Consider the following 17,047-nt stretch of genomic DNA (forward strand, 5'->3'; position numbering starts at 1 on the left):
TTCGTCGCGGTGGGACGCCCGGGTGCGGTGTTGTGGGCCTGCCCTACATAGACATTGATGCGCTGATCGCTGAGGCCGGTGGCGACCCCTGGGCGATCAATCGCAGTCTGCAGGCCGGTGAGCCGTTGCACATCTCCCGTCTGGCCGAGGCTTTCCGGGAAGCCGGGCGCTGCACGGCGGAGGCCGACCACGCGTTCGAGCAAGCGCGCAGCCGCTTCGACGCGGCCTGGAACCATCAGAGTGGCGACCACCCCATCAACGACTCGGCAGAAGTGCAACGGGTGGCGAAGTCTCTGGGCGTTGAGTCCCTTCGGTTACCCAAGATCGGTGTCGACCTGGAGAACATCGCAGCCGCCTTGGCCGAAGCGCAACGCAACGCCGCCAGCCAGATCGCCAACCTGGACTCCCAATTGGCGGAGATTTCCGGCTTGATCCGCCAGGCCGTCGCCATGCTGCAAGACAAGAGCCTCAGCGCGGCGGACGTCGACGCACTCCATGGGCTCATCAACACCTGTGAAAGCGATGCCCTGCGGGACACCAAAGCCGCTTTGGCCCAACTGCATTCGATACGCGACGGCTACGCCGGCTGTCTGCAGAAATCGCTGGACAGTTTGCATACCGACGGCTACGACGGCGCCCCGCTACATGGGATCGACAGCGACGGCGTCGCACCGCCATCCGATGACCAGCAGAAAGCGCTGGCCAACATCCGGCGGATCACCGACCAGGCTGTGGTGGATCAAATGGGCAAAGTGCGCGCCGCACAGGCGGCTCTGGATAAAGCCATCGCGGACCTTTATGCCCACGGGCCCGGATCACCGGAGGGCGAGGCGGCCAGGGCCAGGCTGCCCAAGCTCAAGGCAGACCTCGCGAAGGCGCTCGACGACCTCGGAAAGATCCCCAACTACAACAACATCGACCCCGCGTCGGTGAGTACCACTCCCGACGGCCATTTCACCTTCACCTACAGGGTCGACGGGCAGCCCGTCCAGGTCTTCGGGCAGCTGAAGGACGGTACGGGCGAATTCTTTGATCAGGCCACCGGCACGTCCTACACCTTCAACAGCGGCAAGTTGACCGGCATGCGAACGCCGGATCCCGGGAAGGTGGAAGCCACGCCGGAACCGTTGTGGAGTGCGATTACGACGGCAGTGGGCGGCTACGGACTCAAAGCAGGCGGCGAGGTGGCCTGGCAAGGGCTGAAGACGCTGTTCAGTCGCGAAGCGCTGCAGGGTCTTTCGGCAGACAACGTCCTCCCCCGCGCGCTGAGCGCGGCCGAGATGCGTGCGGCGACAGCCGAAGCCGACCTGTCCCCGCATGGCTCACCACTTCCGGACGTCAGCGGACAACCCGTGCCCGGCGCCCACCCCGGCCCTCCGCCCGTCGTCGAGCACGCGCCGCACGGGCCCACAGGCGGTGGAGAGATTCCCCCCGAACATCTCCCCGCGGGCCCGCATGTGCCTGTGGCGCCGGACGGCCATCCGCCGCCGGTTGTGATCGACCCAGCGCGCCCCGAGTTCGTCTTGGACAATCCGCTCAACTACATGACGCCGGAGTTGCAAGCCCTGTCAGAGCAACATCTGACCGGAAGCGGTGAAACCGTCCTCGGCCCATTCAGACCTCCGACCGGAGGCCCCTCTTACATCGATGTAGCACAGCAGCACGGAGCTAGCTACTTCGACTTGGGCGAGGCGTGGAACTCCTTGACGCCGATTGAGCGGCTGGCGGCTAATCAGCACGTACTCGACGTGGCTATCGCAAATGGCGATAAGATCACGCTATCCGTCCCTTTCTACCAAGTTAGGCCGAACACGTTTACAGCTGCAGAGCTTAAATACCTCGAAGCCCACGGGTATCAGCGAGTGGGCGACAATTTGCTCCAGCCCACTGTTGAAGGAGCGCGATAAATAGTGAGAACGTTGCTACAGTTCTACCTGCAGTATCTCGACTTCCTATATCTGGATCCGCGCTATCGCATTACGAACTCAGCCACATCGGGGAACCCGACGATAAATGCATCGCTAACGCTAACAGGGCCAGTAATTAGTTTGGATATTTCTAATGATCGCGGCCAAATCGATTTCACTTTCGCTCCGACTAATTTGGCCACGACGTCGGACAACTGGTTCCGCGCGTCACTGATCCGGCAATACTTAGACAACTACGATGAAACAAACATCGTATCGCCGGAGGCAATGGTGGCGTGGATACGCGGTAACTCACAACGCATTGAAGATCTCTTTACCGACGCAAACGCAGATCGATCCTGCGCGGAGCTTCTCAAGTTAGCGAAGCAGCTAGCCGACAAGTATTTCGGGCCTTCGCACGGCTAGTCGGGTAGCGATCGCTACGACGACCGCAACCACCGGTGCACCTCCGGCGTCACGGCGTCGGTGATGTCGTCGTATTCGGGGTGCTTCATCAGCACGGTGTCGATCATCGAGCACGCCGGCACGATGCGCTTGCCTTCGCGGCGTGCCTCGTCGAGGGCCTGCTCGACGAGGATGGTTGCCAGCCCGCGGCCGCCGTAAGCCGGATCGACTTCGGTGTGATGGAAGATCCGCTGGTCGCCACGGTCGACGAAGTCGGCGAGACCGACCCGCTTGCCTTCCACGGCGATGGTGTAGCGGCCGTCCTGCAGGCTGATGGTCGTTTCGGCCCCAGTTTTGTCGGCGGTCATGTGTCTCTCCTTCTGTGCGGTAGGGGTCGGGGCCGCAGCCGGGTGGTCGGCAGCGGCGGGGCGGGCAGCCGGGCGAGCGAACCGCGGTAACCGCGGACGGCGCCGAAGCGTTCGTCGCCGTCCTCCCACAGTTGGCGGTACCCGACGATGTCCTCGTGGCTTCGTCCCACGAAGTTCCACCACATCACCAGCTCCTCGCTGAACGGTGTCCCACCCAGTAGCAGTACCCGCGCCGGTCCCTCCCCCACGTTCTGCAAGCGCAGCGCTGATCGGCCAGGGCCCAGGTAGGCCAGCTCGGCGGCCGTCAGAGCGGTCTCCTCCGCCCGGACCAAGCCCGCATCGCCGAGCACTCCATGCTCGAATGTCGGGTCGATGTCGAGATCCAGCCCGGCTCCGAGGTCGAGATCGATTTGGGCGCCGAGCAGCGCGGTGAAGCTGTGCACGGGGGAACGGCTGCCGGCCAGCTCGCCGAGGAACACCCGCACCGTCGCGCGCGGGAGCGCGACCGGCTCCGGAGCGTAATGCGTGAAGCCGCGGCCCGTGTCGCGGTCCGCTCCGGGCAGGGCCACCCACAGCTGCACACCGTGCAAGGGGGTCGGCGACTCAACCGACACTTCGGAGTGACAGATACCGGCGCCCGCGGTCATCAGGTTCAGCTCGCCGGGCCGTATCACCGCGTGCACGCCGGCGCTGTCGTTGTGCTCCACTTCCCCACCGAACAACCAACTCACCGTCTGTAGTCCGGTGTGCGGATGCGGCGGGACGTCCATGCGCGTCGACGCCGGCCCGTAGTGGTCGATGAAGCACCACGCCGCGATCAGCGAGCGCTGGCGTTGCGGAAGCGTGCGACGCACTCGCATGGCGCGGGGCCCGCCTAACGGAACCTCTCGGGGGCGCAGCATTTCGACGCCCGCGCTCGGCGACGCCGCGCAGGCGACTTCGACCGGTGCCGGCTCGAGGTTGCTCATCGTCACCCGACGGTACCCAGCCGCCGCTACTTGCGGGGCGGGCGGAGCACCTTCATGGCCAGCCGCATGACGGGCTCTGGCACTCGGTCCTGCATCGACAGCGCGGCGTCGGCGGCGCGGGATCGCAGCGGGGCGCCGCGGCCGAACACCCGGTTCAGCGGTCCGCCGGACGGCTCGAGCACGACATGCAGTGGCGGCGTCCCGACGGTCGCTCCCAGCGCGTTGGCGATCACCATCCGCTGGATTTCACTGGTGCCCTCAAAGATGGTGTACAGCTTGGCATCCCGATACCACTTCTCCACCGGGTGATCGGTGATGTAACCCCACCCGCCCATGGTTTGAATGGCGCGTTCGGTGGCCTTCACGGCCACCTCGCTGGCGGCCATCTTCGACATCGAGCCTTCTCCGCGTTCGAAGGGAACGTTGTTGGCGGCCATCCACGAGGCTCGCCACGTCAACAGGCGGGCGGCGTCGATCTGGGTGGCCAGCTCTGCCAGCGGGAAGGCGATGCCCTGGTTGTCGATGATCGGACCGCCGAAGGCCTCACGCTCGATGGCGTACGCCGTCGCGTACTCGAGCGCGGCGCGCGCGATTCCGATGGCCTGCGCGGCGACCATGGGCCGGGTCTGCTCGAACGTGCCCAAGGTCGCCGACCCCGAACGCTTCCCGCCCGCCACGACCTCGCGCGCTTTGGCGAGCTTGTGCTCCAGCTTTTCCTGTCCGCCAAGCAGATTCGCGGCCGGCACCCGGACGCCCTCGAACAGCAACTCGGCGGTGTGGGAGGCGCGGCAGCCCAGCTTGTCCAGCTTGCGCACCAGCTTCAGCCCGGGTGTGCCACCGGGCACCACGAACAGCGCCTGACCGCGGTGACCGAGTTCCTCGTCGACGACCGCGTTGACCACGTGCACGTTGGCGATGCCGCCGTTGCCGATCCACATCTTGTGACCGTCGATGATCCAGTCGTCACCGTCGCGGCGCGCGCGGGTGCGCAGGTTGCGTACATCACTGCCGCCTTCCGGTTCGGAGATGGCCAGCGCGGCGAGCTTGAGATCGCCTGGCGTACCGAAACATTCGGGCGCCCACTCCAGCATCTGCTCGGGAGACGCGGCCTGCCCGATCGCCGACAGCGCCAGCGCGGGCATCACGATCGCCAAGCCGATCCCGGCGCAGCCCCAAAACATCTCCTCCATGAACATCGGCAGGGAAAGGCCGGTCCGATCGCCGATCAGGTCGCGGTAGAACAGGGGGCTGTAGAAGCCGCGCTGGGCCGCCTCCTCCAACACCGGCCACGGGAACTCCTGGCGTTGGTCGTAGTGGAGCGCCACGGGGCGGATCACTTCTTCGGCGAACTCGTGGGTTCGTCGGGCCAGGTCGTGCTGCGCTGCGGTCGGGGTCAGGTCGAACGTCATGGATCCCGCCTTTGGGTCGGCAGACTCGGTCGTGCCGCCCGTCTACCCCGTCGACCCGGCCAGCAAACTGCCTCTACGCGCGATGGAGCGTCAGGCGGCCGAGCGCGGCCCCACTTGCGCGAGGGGCAGATGCAGCACCACCGCGGGCACTGGAACGACGTCATGTTCGTGGTTGGCGAGCAGGGCCGCATTCTCGGGCAGCTGGCGCGAGTTGATCTCGCCGGACGCGATGCGCCGCAGCACCTCGTGGGCCCGCGCGAGCTGTTCGCGCTTGCGGTATTGGCCCCCGGGCAGCTTGACGCCCGCCCACACGCCGTACTCCTCGCGGTGCGCGATGGCGTGCTGAGCGCACTGGCGCTGCTGCGCCAGCGGGCAGCGGCGTAGGCACTGGATCCGCGCCTCGACGGACGACCGCTCGTACGCACGGGCCTTCGCGGCGCCGTCACCACCGTCGTCGTCGGGGTAGCCGAACCAAAGTTCCGGGTTGGCAGCGCAGGGGTGTCCCATGTCGGTCTCCTTGTCGAGCGTGAAACGTAGGCAAAAGCGTATACAGATGTGACCGCCCAGCGCAAGAGAAACGTGACAAAAACGTATATCCGCAGCGATACGACCCCAGCTGTGTAATATCCGGCCTATGGCCGGAGCGTGCGGTGAGCCGTGAATCGGCCGGCGCGGCGATCCGCGCCCTCCGCGAGTCACGCGACTGGTCGTTGGCCGACCTCGCCGCCGCAACCGGCGTCAGCATCATGGGCCTGAGTTTCCTCGAGCGAGGAGCCCGCAAGCCCCACAAAAGCACAGTTCAGAAGGTCGAGAACGGGCTCGGGCTGCCGCCCGGCACCTACTCACGGCTGCTGGTGGCGGCCGATCCGGAGGCGGAACTGGCCCGGCTGATGGCCGCCCAGCCGCCCGCCCCGATGCCCGCCAGACGCACCGGGCCAGTGGTCGTGGACCGTCACAGCGACACGGAAGTGCTGGAAGGCTATGCCGAAGCTCAGCTCGAAGCCCTCAAATCCGTCATCGATCGCTTGCCGGCGACAACATCAAACGAATATGAGACGTATATTCTGTCTGTGATCGCTCAGTGCGTGAAGGCAGAGATGCTCGCCGCCGGTTCCTGGCGGGTCGCGGTGAATGCCGGCGCGGACTCCACCGACCGCCTCATGGAACACCTCCGGGCCCTCGAGGCGACTCGAACCGCCCTGCTCAAGCGGATGCCGACCAGCTTGAGCGCGCGCTTCGACCGGGCGTGCACGCGGTCGTCGCTGCCGGAGACGATCATCGCCGCGCTGGTCGGTGTCGACGTCGGGGAAATCTGGGACATTCGCAACCGGGGGGTCATTCCACCCGGAGCGCTCCCCCGCGTCCGCGCCTTCACCGCCGCCGTCGAATCGGAAGGCCAGCAAGGCGAGGAGGCGCAGTGACTGCCAGCGAACTCGAGGTGTTGAGCCGCGCTCACGACATGTTCGCCGGTGGCGCGCGGCCCCCGTCACTGGACGCGGCCACGGGGCACTACCGCAAGCTGTTGCGGGCAGCGGGCGGGCTGAACGACACGGTGGCGTGCGGCGGCTACCGGCTCGCCGTGGAGCACAGCCGGCACCGGTTGGCGGCGGCGGCCGCCACCGATACCGCCGCAGCGAACATCATCGCCGGCGCTTTGCGGGATCAGGCCCAGGCGCGTGATCTGACTCGAGGGGTCCTCGACGAAGCCCGGGCCGACGCCGCCGTCCCGCTGACGCCGTTGGCCCAGCGGGAGGCCATGCGGCGCCGCGCGGCGCGACTGCGGACCCAACGCTTACACGTCGTGTCGGCCCGGCTTCGGGCGCGACGACACCTTGCGGAACTGCGTGCGCTGCGCTACCAACTGCTGCGCCAGCGCGCCGCGGGATCGGGGTTGACCGGGCGCGCGGCGATCGCGGTCCGCGCCGCGCTGTCGCGCCTTGGCCGACCCTACGTCTGGGGCGCGACGGGCCCCGACCAGTTCGATTGTTCGGGGCTCGTGCAGTGGAGCTACGCGCAAGCGGGAATTCACTTGGACCGCACCACGTATCAGCAGATCAACGACGGGATCCCGGTGCCGCGGTCGCAAGTGCGCCCCGGTGATCTCGTCTTCCCGCACGCGGGACACGTCCAGCTGGCCATCGGCAACAACCTGGTGGTCGAAGCACCTTATCCGGGAGCCTCGGTCCGGATCAGCCGGCTGGGCGCCAACGTCGCTATTCGCCGACCGCTATGACGAACAGGGTGAACCGATGACGGAACAAGCCGGACCCTCGGTAGCCGCCATGCAGGCGCGGCAATCAGACCTGGCCGGCCAGCACGGCACGGCCGTCGACGCCGACCGCGTGCTGGCCGAGGTGCTCGCCAGCGCGCATGCCGCCACGCGCGAGGGCGCCAGGCGACTGGATGCCATCGCCGAGCAGATCGACCATGCCACCGTGCATCAAGGGCGCCTTGCCCTGGACACACCCATGGGCGCACGGGAATTTCAGCGGTTCCTGCTGGACAAGCAGCGCGAGATCACGGCGGTCATCGAGGAGGCGCGGGAACTCAGTCGCGCGAAAAAGGCTGTACTGGAAGGTCTTCGGGACCAGTACAGCCCGGCCAATGGCTAGCAAGGCAGCCTCGCCGTGTCATCCACAATCGCCGGGTGCAGTGAATTGTCGACAGGACGGTGCCTGGGTACTGTCGCCGGGCATGGAGGGGCCGCGACGCATCCCGCAAAGATGTGCGGTGACCGCAGCGCCGGTCGTGTAGCTGATGTCGGCGTACGAAGAGCTGCTTGCCGCGGTGAAATATGCCCGCGACCGCACCGGTGACCCGAACGCGTGGCAGGCGGGCCTGTCGCGCAGTGAGCTGGCCGCCGTGATCACCCCGACGACCCGGCCCGAGCAGCTCCAGACGATCGTGGGCAAGATCCGTCAACATGCCGCCGCGCCCGAGGGAGAGAGGGGCGAGGCGGCGGAAGCCATTGCACGCGCCGAAGCCGCACTGTCGCACCAGAATTCGGCGAGTTCACAGCTGGACATGCAAGTCATCACGGCCATCTTGAACGCCCACCTCAACGCCGTCGACGGCGGACAGGCACTGGCGAAGTTGCAGCAGGACACCGAAGCCGCGGTGCGAACACGCTCGGATCTGGACACTCCCGCCGGGGCACGGGATTTTCAGCGCTTTCTGATCGGCAAGCTTCGTGACATTCGCGCGGTGGTGCTCAATGCGAGACTCGATGACACGTCGAAATCGGCGCTGATGGCGGCGTGGACGTCGCTCTACGACGCGTCCAAGAGTCAAACGAGCAATCCCGACGAACACCCGCCGGCCAGGGAGCCCGGCGCCGATGCCGCCGCCGCTCCGGCTACGGGGGATTCTGACTGGGATCCGCTGCTGGATTCGTTGTTGGCCGACGACCCGGGGCTGGCGACCGATGATCTGTCGGGAACGGTTGCGCCGGAGGGCGCGACGGCTCCCCTGGCGCCCTTGGCGCCCGTGCCGCCGACGATGCCCAGCCTCACGCCGGGGCTTCCGAGTTTGGGTGCACCGCCGGGCGGGTTTTCGATTCCCGGGCTGCAGGGTGACGACAGAACCGATCCCACTCTGCAGGGCCTCGACGACGAAGGCCTGCTGGACCCGACGGACCAGGGCGATGCGAAGGCGGACCCTTCGTCAGACGAACCGGGCGACCAGGATGAGGACTCCGCCCAGGACGCGTCGGCTGCGGGGGGTGATGCCCCCCTGGCCGGCCCCACCACTGTGACGTTGCCCGATGGCGAGACGGTGACGGCCGCCAGCCCCCAGTTGGCAGCTGCGATCAAGGCCGCGGTTGGTGGAGTGGCGATACCAGATGCCTTCCAACAGCAAGGAATAACAATTCCGCCGCCAGGCACCGCGGTCGCCGAACCGGTCGACGCTGCGCGCGTGGTTCCGGCGGACATCGGAATGTTCGTCGACCGGCACGCGCTTGCGCTCGGGCCGGGCAAGGCCCTTCTCGATGGCCAAATCCAAGACATCGCCACCGTGAGCGGGCCAAGCTTTCTAGGCTGGGAGCATCCGCCGGTGACGGCCGCGACCGCACCGGCGAAGCCCGACACACCGACACCCACGCGGCCGGCGAGTTCGCCGACCATCTGACAATAGTGATCCCGCCGGTCTGGCCGGCGGCCGGGAACAGGAGACAGCGGATGGCAGATTCGATCCATGTGGTGCCCGAGCACTTGCGTCAAGCCGCCGCGCGCCACCAGGAGACCTCTGAGTACTTGCGTACGGTCCCGTCATCGCACGAGGCCATACAGGAAAGCCTGGACTCGCTGGGCCCCATCTTCGGTGAACTCCGTGACGCCGGGCGCGAATTGCTCGAGCTCAGACGCCAGTGCTACGAGCAACAGGCAGCCGACCACGCCGACCTGGCGGACAAACTCACGGCTTCGGCAACGATGTGGGAACAACACGAGCAGGATGCGGCACGCAACCTCGGCGGCATTGCTGACCGCGGTCGATGACGGACGCGAATCCCGCTTTTGACACCGTTCACCCGAGTGGGCACATCCTCGTCCGCTCCTGCCGCGGCGGGTACATGCACAGCGTTGCGCTGAGCGAAGAGGCGATGGAGACCGACGCCGACACGCTGGCGCGAGGCATCTTGCTGACCGCCGACGTGTCTTGCCTGAAGGCATTGCTGGAAATCCGCGCTGAAATCCTGGCGGCCGGACACACCCCCTCGGCCGAGGTACCGACCCCGCGAGACCTCGATGCGGCGATCGAGAAGCTGCTGGCCCACAAATTGCGCCGGCGCGGCAGCGCGATCTAACCGGCTCCCGCGCCTACAGCACCCAGGTCTTGGCCGCCCCGGGATCAGGAACGATATCGGTGGGCGGCTCTACGGGGTTGGGGCCGAACAACTCTCGTGCGCGAGCGAGCAGGGCACGCACTTCGTCGAGTTGCTGCTGCAGGGCAGATTCAGCCATATCTCCACGCTACCCAGGCCGTCACAGCTGCACAATTCACTGACCGAATAGGCGATTCATCAGCTCCCGGTACGCTTAGCCGGTGGCGATCTTCGGTCGGATGACGGCGCGTCAGCGCCTCCGGAGAGCTACCCGGGAATCACTGGCGATGCCCGCCTTCAGCTCTCCCATCGATTGCACCCCGTGGGTGATCGGTGGTCTTTGGCCTGCCGAACTTTCGCCGGTCACCTCCGAAAACGCCGCGCTCGCAGAATATCTGAGGACCGACCTGCAGCGAATCGCCGACAGCGCCAACGAGCAGCTGAAGATGATCAAGCGTGCGGGTCTGGCCGATCTGCCCCGCCAGGCGGAGGAGACTCGGGTCATCGACGAAGCGCGTGCCAGGGCTGTGCGCCGCGTCGAATCGACGATTCGCCAGCTGCGCGCGGCGAACGCCGGGGTGACCGTCGGACATCCCCGACCGCAGGTCGGCGAACCACCGTCATCGGGCATGGATCAGACCCGGGTCATTCCTGCCGTGACGGGCGCGGAACCTCCCGATGCGGCCCCCGCGACTGTGCATAAGCCCCGCTGGCGAATCGCCCGCAAGCCGGCTCCGGTCGTGCCGCAAGGCGGTGGCGATGAGCCCGGGCCACCTCCGGATGAAATCGCCGCCGAGGCGAACACCGCGGACACCGCCGAACCGGGCATGGAGGAGACCCAGGTCATACCGAGCGTCACGGATGCGGAGGCCGCCGTCGGCGCGACGGACGGGAGCGTGCAGCCGGGTCGGGAGCCCGCCGCCGACGGCCGTCGCCTAGACGTGGCCGAGCCGGTGCCGGTCCCCGACGAGGCGCAGCCGGCCGAGCAGGAGCCGCCCGACGACGACGGGGCGGCGGCTGCTCTGGAGCAGACGCAGGTAATCCCGGTCATCACCGAGCCCGGGCCGGTGATGGACCGGCCGACCGAGAGCTCGGAGCCCGTCGCCGACGGTCGCCACCACGTGGAAGCACAAGAGGCGGCAACGTACCGGCCCGAACCCGAGCGGGCTGCAGAGCCGGTGGACGACACCACGGCGGAGTCGACCGAGGAGACGCAGGTGATTCCGGCGATCACCGACGCCGGCCCGGTCAACGAACTGCCGGTCGAGAGCCCCGAGCCCGCCGGGAACGGTCGCCACCACGTCGACGTGGCGGAGCCGGTGCCGGTCGAGGCGCAGCCGGCCCCGCAGGCGCCGCCCGCCGACGGTGCGGCGGCTTCTCTGCAGGACACGCAGGTCATCCCCGCGATCACCGAAGCCGAGCCCGTCGTCGGCGAGCCGGCGGACAGCGGCCGCCATCATGCGGTCGTCGGCGAGCCCGTCGTGGGGCGCGATGTGCCGCAGGCTCCCCCGGAGAAGCCCGCCCCACCGCGCGACAAGGCTGCCGCTGCAACGGGTTTCGAGGTCGACAGACTCAACCGGCTGCTCGAGTTCGTGGTCCGCCAGGAACCGCGGCTGAACTGGGCCGTCGGTGATCGCGCGGACGGTACGACGATTTTGGTTACCGACCTCGCCCACGGATGGATACCGGCGGGTATCACCCTGCCGGCCGGCGTGCGGTTGTTGGAACCCGAGCAACGCAGCGGCAGGGTCTCTGCCTTGATCGGCGACGCGGTGCGGGTCGTGACCTACGCTCCCGGTGATTCGCTGCACCGCTCGGTCGACTTCGCCGCGACCAAATCATCGCTGGAACCGCGCGAGCTGCCGGCCATCGAGGATCTGGGCACAGTGCTGAGCCAGACCACGCGCCGCTTTGATGGGCTCCCCCGAATCGTGCAGAGGCTGGCGGACGCGGCGGCCGCGGGTGCCGTGATCATCGACCAAGAGGTCGACGTGCTGCGGGTGCACCTCGATACGGCGCGCTACCAGCTTCTGGTCCAGTACCCGGCGGTGAATCCGGCACTTCTGCTCAAGTGTCTATTGATGGCCGCCACCGAAGGCATCGCGAGCGGAGACGCGGTGTCAGCGAACTATCACCTCGCCTGGTTTCAGAAACTCGCCGGTCGGCCGCCGGGCACGTAGGCCGCGAGGGGTTGCGCGCAACGGGGGATTTTTGAATTGACGCTGGTGGGAGGGGTCGACATACTGTGACCGTGTCGGGTTCGGGCAGTCGCGCGAATCTCAGCGACAAGGATCTCGTCGAATCAGTCCTTCGCGAACTGAGCGAGGCGGCCGACAAATGGGAAGCCCTCGTTGCCCAGGCCGAGGCCGTCACCTACAGCGTTGACCTCGGCGACATCTATGCCGTGGCGAATTCGGACGGACGGTTGCTCAAGCTGACCCTGCACCCCGGGGTGATGACCGGATATGCCCACGGCGAGCTGGCCGACAGGTTGAATCTGGCGATCGCGGCGCTCCGCGAAGAGGCCGAGGCCGAGAACCGGGCCAGTTACGGCGGACCGCTGCGCTAACGCGCGCGTCGCGCGCTCATCGACCGTCGCGGGATCGGATGGGCGCCGGCTCTCTTCGCGCGCGTCGCGCGCTCATCGACCGTCGCCCGGCGGTCCCGCGAAGGCTTGCGCGATCTCCAGCCAGCGCTGGGCCTCGGCCCCGTGCGCCGTGATGTCCAGGGCGGTGAGCGGGCGGCGCTGCGTGACCAGAAAGCAGAAGTCTTCGGCCGCACCGGTGACCCGCTGCGCCGCGTCGGGGGGTCCCCAGCTCCAGGTGTCGCCGCCCGGTCCGCGCAGCTCGACCAGGAACGGTTCGGCCGGAGCAGGCAAATTGTTGACGAAGAAGGCGTAGTCGCGGGTGCGTACCCCCAGGTGGGCGATCGATCTCAGCCGGTCGGTGGCCGCGCGTTTGACGCCCAGCGCGTCGGCGACATCCAGGCCGTGGGCCCAGGTCTCCATCAACCGCGCGGTTGCCATCGACGCCGCGCTCATCGGCGGCCCGAACCAGGGCAGCTTGCGCCCCGCGGGAACCTTCAGCAGCTCGTCGTGCAGGCGGCTACGGGTGGCCCGCCAATCGGCGAGCAATTCGGCCGGCGAGAGGGCCGCCAACTCTTCGGCGCCCGCGTCGACGAAGCCGGTCGGGTCGGCCGCGGCGGCCTTGAGCTGTTCGGCGAACCCGGCCTCGTCGGTGACCGAGGTCAGCGCGACCCGGTCGGTCCACAACAGGTGGCCGATCTGATGCGCGATGGTCCAGCCGGGCGCCGGCGTCGGATCGGCCCAGCGTTCGGCCGGCAGCGGCGCCACCAGGGCGTCGAGCTCATCGCTTTCCGCACGTAGGTCAGCCACGATCGATTCGGGACCCGCCATCATTGCCTCCGCTCGTCCGTCGCCCCCGCCGGGTAGCGATTATTCGCCTGCTCGCCGCGTCGGCCCAGAAAGCTGTGCATGGCCAGACCGGCCAGGTACAGACCCGAGCCGAACAGCGCGAATGCCGGTGCGTGCCCGTCGGCGGGAATCAACGCCGCGGCCACCGTGATCGCGACGATGAACGATACCCAGAACAGCGCGTCCTGTACGGCGAAGACGTGGCCGCGAAGGGCGTCGTCGACGTCCATCTGCATGGCCGAGTCGGCGCACAGCTTGACCATCTGTCCGCTCACTCCCAGGAAGAAGCCGCACGCCACCATGATCGGCAGCAGTAGCCCCGCGCCCGCGATCTCGATGATCGCCGACGTCGCCAAGGCGCCGTTCACCGTCGTGTAGCGCCCCCAGCGACGGACCGCGGGCGGCGTCAGCACGTTGGCCAGGAACGCGCCCAGGCCCGCGGCGCCGAAGAACAGCAGTGCGGTACCCAATCCCCCGGCTTCGGGATGGGTCATGTGGTGGACCAGCAACAAAACCAGCAAGGAATTGATGCCGATCACCATGCGGTGGACCGCCAGGCCGGACAAGGTGGCGGAGACCGTCGGCCGCTGCGCCACCGTCCGCGCGCCGTGCAGCCAACCGGTGACCACGGCGTAGACGACCGGCCCGTGGATCGCCCGCTTGGTGTCGTCCGGGCCCAGTACATGGGAGCCGAACCGCCAGGACAGCAGCAGCGCGATCAGTATGGGGATCGCGGTCAGGAAGATGATCGCCGAGGCTCCCTTGTCGTCGGCGCCGAACACGAACCGGGGAACGAGCATGAAGTTGGCGCCGATGAAGGCGGCGACGGCCCCGACCGCGTTGGCCGCGGCGTTCATCGTGACAACCTGTTCCCGCGGCACGACGTGCGGCAGTGACGCCGACAGCCCGGACGCGACGAACCGGGCCAGCCCGTTGGCGAACAGCGCGCCCAGTAACAGCGGCAGGTCGCCGGCCCGGACGGCCAGGATGGTGCCGATGGCGGCGATCAGGACGAGGCGGCCGGCGTTGGCGCCGACGAGCACCAGCCGCCGGTCCCAGCGGTCCATCAGCGCTCCCGCGAACGGCCCCAACAGCGAGTAAGGCAGGAACAACACGGTGAACGCCCGCGCGATCGCCATCGGATCGGCAGCGCGGTCCGGATTGAACAGCAACGCCCCCGCAAGCCCCGCCTGAAACAGCCCGTCACCGAATTGGCTCGCCATGCGCACCTGCAGCAGCCGCCAGAAGTCTGGCAAACTGCGCACCGACCGCCATATTTCGGCGGGTGCGCTTGAGTGCATCCGGGATGGGATCACGAACCGACTTCCACGAGGGGGGCTAGCAAGCTCGCCACGATCCGAGCCGCCTTACCAACAGTACAAATCTTCACGCCCCACGCTCGATTCCCCCGGGCGGCAAGCACCGGATGCGATGATGGTGGGGTGCCGCCGCCCGAGGATCCAGAGGACTATGTCGCGCCGGCCGCGCAGCGGGTGCGCGCGGGTACCTTGCTGCTGGCCAACACCGACCTCTTCGAACCGACGTTCCGGCGCAGCGTGATCTACATCGTCGAGCACAACGATGGCGGGACGTTGGGGGTCGTGCTCAACCGCGCCAGCGAGACCGCGGTGTACAACGTGCTGCCGCAGTGGACGAAATTGGCGGTGAAGCCGAAGACGATGTTCATCGGCGGACCGGTGAAGCGTGACGCGGCCCTGTGCCTGGCGGCGTTGCGGGTTGGCGCCGATCCGCAGGGTGTCGCTGGCCTGCGGCATGTGGCCGGCCGGGTGGTGATGGTCGATCTCGACGCGGACCCCGACACGATCGCCCCCCTGGTCGAGGGGGTGCGAATTTTCGCGGGCTACTCCGGCTGGACCATCGGCCAGCTGGAAGGCGAAATCGAGCGCGACGACTGGATCGTCTTGTCCGCCTTGCCATCTGACGTTCTCGCGGGGGCGCGGTCCGACCTGTGGGGACAGGTGCTGCGTCGCCAGCCGCTGCCCCTGTCGCTACTGGCCACCCATCCGATCGACCTCAGCCGCAACTAGCTCCACTCCCCCGCGTTGGGGTGGCGGCCGGATTTCAGTGGCAGGACTGCGTGCAGCCGGCGCAGGTCCCCGCGCATACGGGCGCGGCCGACTCTTCTCGCAATGCGAAGCGCGCGCTCTGCCAGGATCCGGCCGCGACCGTCCCGATGGCGCCGGCGACGCAGACGATCAGCACCACCAGCGCGGTGTGCGGGGGCGCGGCCAGCGCCACCACGCCGCCGGCCGCCAGCATGATCGCCGCTGCCAGTTGCGCAGGAGCCATGGACCGCAGCGCCAACGCGGTGGGCTCGACATTCTGAGGATGCGCCAGCGACCACGTTCCGAATCCGGCGGAGGCCACCGCCGCACACATGCACAGCACGCCCGCAATCAGCATGGGCTCACAATACGAGCACGGCCGCCGGTCCGCTCAGCGGGCTCCGAGGGTGCCGGGGCGCGCGCCTAGTGCTGCAGAAATGAAAAGTTGGGCAGCGGGGGCAGGCCGGGAACCAGGGCCAGCAGGTTCGGTGTCGGCTGCCGGCTGGGCACGGGCGCCTGCACTGGCAGGCGCGCCGGAGCCATGGCCGAGGTCTGCGTCAGCGGAGCCACCGTTGGCGCCTGTGCGATCGGGGGCGTGAGCGGAGCCACCGTTGGCGCCTGTGCGATCGGGGGCGTGGCTGGCGTCTGCCCGACCGGGGCGGTGACGGGCGGCTGTGCGATCGGGGGCGTGGCTGGCGTCTGCCCGGCCGGGGGTGCGGCCGGCGTCTGCCCGGGCAGTCCGGCCGGTGAGGCCGCCGGCGTCTGAGCCGGAGCGGGGGTGTGGGCCCCGGGAACCGTCACGCGAAAGCCGTTGACGATGGCGTCCGTGGCCGGTGCGTCGGCGACGGCCACCGCGCGATCGGTGGTCACGGCGAGCGACACCAGGTATTTGTCCGGCCCTGAGGTGGCGATGACGTGGCGCCGCGAGGTGTTGAGCGTCATGTCGCCGTCACGGTAGGTGCCTTCGACGATCGACGACGGGAAGCCGCCGAAATCGGCCATCGAGGCGTTCGTGGGCTGCCAGGCGAGAAGTCGCTGGCTGTCCACGTAGCCGTGGGAGATGGCCTCCCTGGGGTCGAAATTGCCAACCAGCTTGTAGACCACTACCTGGGCATTTGAGCTGTAGATGCTGCTGCCCTGCCGGTCGGCGATCACCGCGAAGGCGTCGGGCACGTTGGGGTCGGGGACCTGAGTCCACCGCGCCGGCACCGGCAAGGTGATGTCGAGCGCCTTGAGCCCTTGCGGTTTCTGCGCTTCGAGCTTGACCCCCTTCGACTCGAGGTATTCGCGGATGGTCCCGGAGGTGGCGGGGGTGACCGCGGGGGCCACCGGCGCGGCGGGAGCGACCGCGCTCGGCGCCGCGGCGGCCGGGGCCGCCGGCGCCGCGACCGGATTCGCGGCCGGCGGTGCGGCGAGCAGCCGGTTGGTCGGCGCCTGCGCGGGCGCGGCGGCGGCGTTCTGCGGCGCCGGTGCCGGGATCGCGGGAACGGGTGCCGGCGCGGGAAGCGAGGGGTCTGCCGATGCCTGCGCGCTCGTGACAACCGCCATGCCGATCAGGCCGGCGACCAGACCCCCGACGAGCGCACGGTGGGCGGGGACGATCTCGATCATCTGCGTCGGTCCTTCCAATGGCGCACTGCCAGCAGTTAGAGGCCGACTGTAACTACAG

General features: G+C 68.1%; 19 protein-coding genes and 1 pseudogene. 11 read left to right on the plus strand and 9 right to left on the minus strand.

Annotated features, from left to right (window positions below; translation table 11 throughout):
* Positions 1-32: 32 nt before the first annotated feature.
* Positions 33-1,907 carry a hypothetical protein gene (locus U8D42_RS21845; RefSeq protein ID WP_322858245.1) on the plus strand — a complete coding sequence of 625 codons (1,875 nt, stop codon included), beginning with the start codon at positions 33-35 and terminating at the stop codon, positions 1,905-1,907.
* A gap of 3 nt (positions 1,908-1,910) precedes the next feature.
* Positions 1,911-2,333 (plus strand): hypothetical protein, encoded by a 423-nt coding sequence (locus tag U8D42_RS21850; RefSeq protein WP_322858244.1) that lies wholly within the window; start codon positions 1,911-1,913, stop codon positions 2,331-2,333.
* Positions 2,334-2,347: 14 nt separating this feature from the next.
* Here U8D42_RS21850 and U8D42_RS21855 read toward each other — a convergent pair whose 3' ends face one another.
* The 4 genes from U8D42_RS21855 to U8D42_RS21870 all read right to left on the minus strand — a co-directional run bounded on the left by U8D42_RS21855 (position 2,348) and on the right by U8D42_RS21870 (position 5,564).
* The gene (locus U8D42_RS21855) at positions 2,348-2,680 is read right to left on the minus strand and encodes a GNAT family N-acetyltransferase (RefSeq protein WP_322858243.1); all 333 of its coding nucleotides are present in this window, start codon (positions 2,678-2,680) and stop codon (positions 2,348-2,350) included.
* Complete coding sequence (locus tag U8D42_RS21860; RefSeq protein WP_322858242.1) at positions 2,677-3,648, minus strand: pirin family protein; 972 nt, start codon at positions 3,646-3,648, stop codon at positions 2,677-2,679. The genes U8D42_RS21855 and U8D42_RS21860 overlap by 4 nt, the downstream gene beginning before the upstream one ends.
* A 26-nt stretch (positions 3,649-3,674) precedes the next feature.
* Positions 3,675-5,057 (minus strand): acyl-CoA dehydrogenase family protein, encoded by a 1,383-nt coding sequence (locus U8D42_RS21865; RefSeq protein WP_090419452.1) that lies wholly within the window; start codon positions 5,055-5,057, stop codon positions 3,675-3,677.
* A gap of 90 nt (positions 5,058-5,147) precedes the next feature.
* Positions 5,148-5,564 (minus strand): WhiB family transcriptional regulator, encoded by a 417-nt coding sequence (locus U8D42_RS21870; RefSeq protein ID WP_085239284.1) that lies wholly within the window; start codon positions 5,562-5,564, stop codon positions 5,148-5,150.
* Between the two features lie 143 nt (positions 5,565-5,707).
* On the opposite strand from U8D42_RS21870, the gene U8D42_RS21875 reads away from it, so the two are divergent.
* The 6 genes from U8D42_RS21875 to U8D42_RS21900 all read left to right on the plus strand — a co-directional run bounded on the left by U8D42_RS21875 (position 5,708) and on the right by U8D42_RS21900 (position 9,861).
* Positions 5,708-6,478: a helix-turn-helix domain-containing protein gene (locus tag U8D42_RS21875; protein ID WP_090419449.1), complete on the plus strand. Its 771-nt coding sequence runs from the start codon at positions 5,708-5,710 to the stop codon at positions 6,476-6,478.
* Positions 6,475-7,290 carry a C40 family peptidase gene (locus U8D42_RS21880; RefSeq protein ID WP_322858241.1) on the plus strand — a complete coding sequence of 272 codons (816 nt, stop codon included), beginning with the start codon at positions 6,475-6,477 and terminating at the stop codon, positions 7,288-7,290. The genes U8D42_RS21875 and U8D42_RS21880 overlap by 4 nt, the downstream gene beginning before the upstream one ends.
* A 16-nt stretch (positions 7,291-7,306) precedes the next feature.
* Entirely contained in the window at positions 7,307-7,669 is a 363-nt protein-coding gene (locus U8D42_RS21885; protein ID WP_085239281.1) for a DUF4226 domain-containing protein, read from the plus strand.
* A 145-nt stretch (positions 7,670-7,814) separates the two neighbouring features.
* The gene (locus tag U8D42_RS21890) at positions 7,815-9,185 is read left to right on the plus strand and encodes a DUF4226 domain-containing protein (RefSeq protein ID WP_322858240.1); all 1,371 of its coding nucleotides are present in this window, start codon (positions 7,815-7,817) and stop codon (positions 9,183-9,185) included.
* A gap of 50 nt (positions 9,186-9,235) precedes the next feature.
* A complete protein-coding gene (locus tag U8D42_RS21895) occupies positions 9,236-9,553 on the plus strand; it encodes an ESX-1 secretion-associated protein (RefSeq protein ID WP_085239503.1) in 318 nt (105 codons plus the stop codon).
* On the plus strand, positions 9,550-9,861 hold the full coding sequence (locus U8D42_RS21900) for a DUF2694 family protein (RefSeq protein ID WP_090419440.1): 312 nt from the start codon (positions 9,550-9,552) through the stop codon (positions 9,859-9,861). Before U8D42_RS21895 ends, U8D42_RS21900 begins: the two co-directional genes overlap by 4 nt.
* Positions 9,862-9,874: 13 nt before the next feature.
* Here the strand turns inward: U8D42_RS21900 and U8D42_RS21905 are convergent, their stop codons facing one another.
* Positions 9,875-10,018, minus strand: coding sequence for a hypothetical protein (locus U8D42_RS21905; RefSeq protein ID WP_167542651.1), 144 nt, complete (start codon positions 10,016-10,018; stop codon positions 9,875-9,877).
* 82 nt (positions 10,019-10,100) lie between these two features.
* Between U8D42_RS21905 and U8D42_RS21910 the strand changes: the two genes are divergently transcribed.
* Together U8D42_RS21910 and U8D42_RS21915 are read left to right on the plus strand one after the other, a co-directional pair.
* The gene (locus U8D42_RS21910) at positions 10,101-12,059 is read left to right on the plus strand and encodes a DUF5631 domain-containing protein (RefSeq protein ID WP_431523801.1); all 1,959 of its coding nucleotides are present in this window, start codon (positions 10,101-10,103) and stop codon (positions 12,057-12,059) included.
* A gap of 65 nt (positions 12,060-12,124) precedes the next feature.
* A complete protein-coding gene (locus tag U8D42_RS21915; protein WP_208859318.1) occupies positions 12,125-12,448 on the plus strand; it encodes a DUF2710 family protein in 324 nt (107 codons plus the stop codon).
* Between the two features lie 72 nt (positions 12,449-12,520).
* Here the strand turns inward: U8D42_RS21915 and U8D42_RS21920 are convergent, their stop codons facing one another.
* Both U8D42_RS21920 and U8D42_RS21925 read right to left on the minus strand, forming a co-directional pair.
* A complete protein-coding gene (locus tag U8D42_RS21920) occupies positions 12,521-13,294 on the minus strand; it encodes a TIGR03084 family metal-binding protein (protein WP_322858239.1) in 774 nt (257 codons plus the stop codon).
* Positions 13,294-14,657, minus strand: a pseudogene (locus tag U8D42_RS21925) (MFS transporter). The gene U8D42_RS21920 and the pseudogene U8D42_RS21925 overlap by 1 nt, the downstream one beginning before the upstream one ends.
* A gap of 97 nt (positions 14,658-14,754) precedes the next feature.
* Here U8D42_RS21925 and U8D42_RS21930 point away from each other — a divergent pair.
* Positions 14,755-15,360, plus strand: coding sequence for a YqgE/AlgH family protein (locus tag U8D42_RS21930; protein ID WP_322858237.1), 606 nt, complete (start codon positions 14,755-14,757; stop codon positions 15,358-15,360).
* Positions 15,361-15,394: 34 nt separating this feature from the next.
* On the opposite strand, the gene U8D42_RS21935 is transcribed toward U8D42_RS21930, so the two are convergent.
* Both U8D42_RS21935 and U8D42_RS21940 read right to left on the minus strand, forming a co-directional pair.
* Positions 15,395-15,736 (minus strand): hypothetical protein, encoded by a 342-nt coding sequence (locus tag U8D42_RS21935; protein WP_085239276.1) that lies wholly within the window; start codon positions 15,734-15,736, stop codon positions 15,395-15,397.
* 65 nt (positions 15,737-15,801) lie between these two features.
* Positions 15,802-16,989, minus strand: coding sequence for an LpqN/LpqT family lipoprotein (locus U8D42_RS21940; RefSeq protein ID WP_322858236.1), 1,188 nt, complete (start codon positions 16,987-16,989; stop codon positions 15,802-15,804).
* Positions 16,990-17,047: the final 58 nt, after the last annotated feature.

The organism is Mycobacterium europaeum (assembly GCF_034555895.2).
In the GTDB taxonomy this organism is placed as follows: domain Bacteria; phylum Actinomycetota; class Actinomycetes; order Mycobacteriales; family Mycobacteriaceae; genus Mycobacterium; species Mycobacterium europaeum.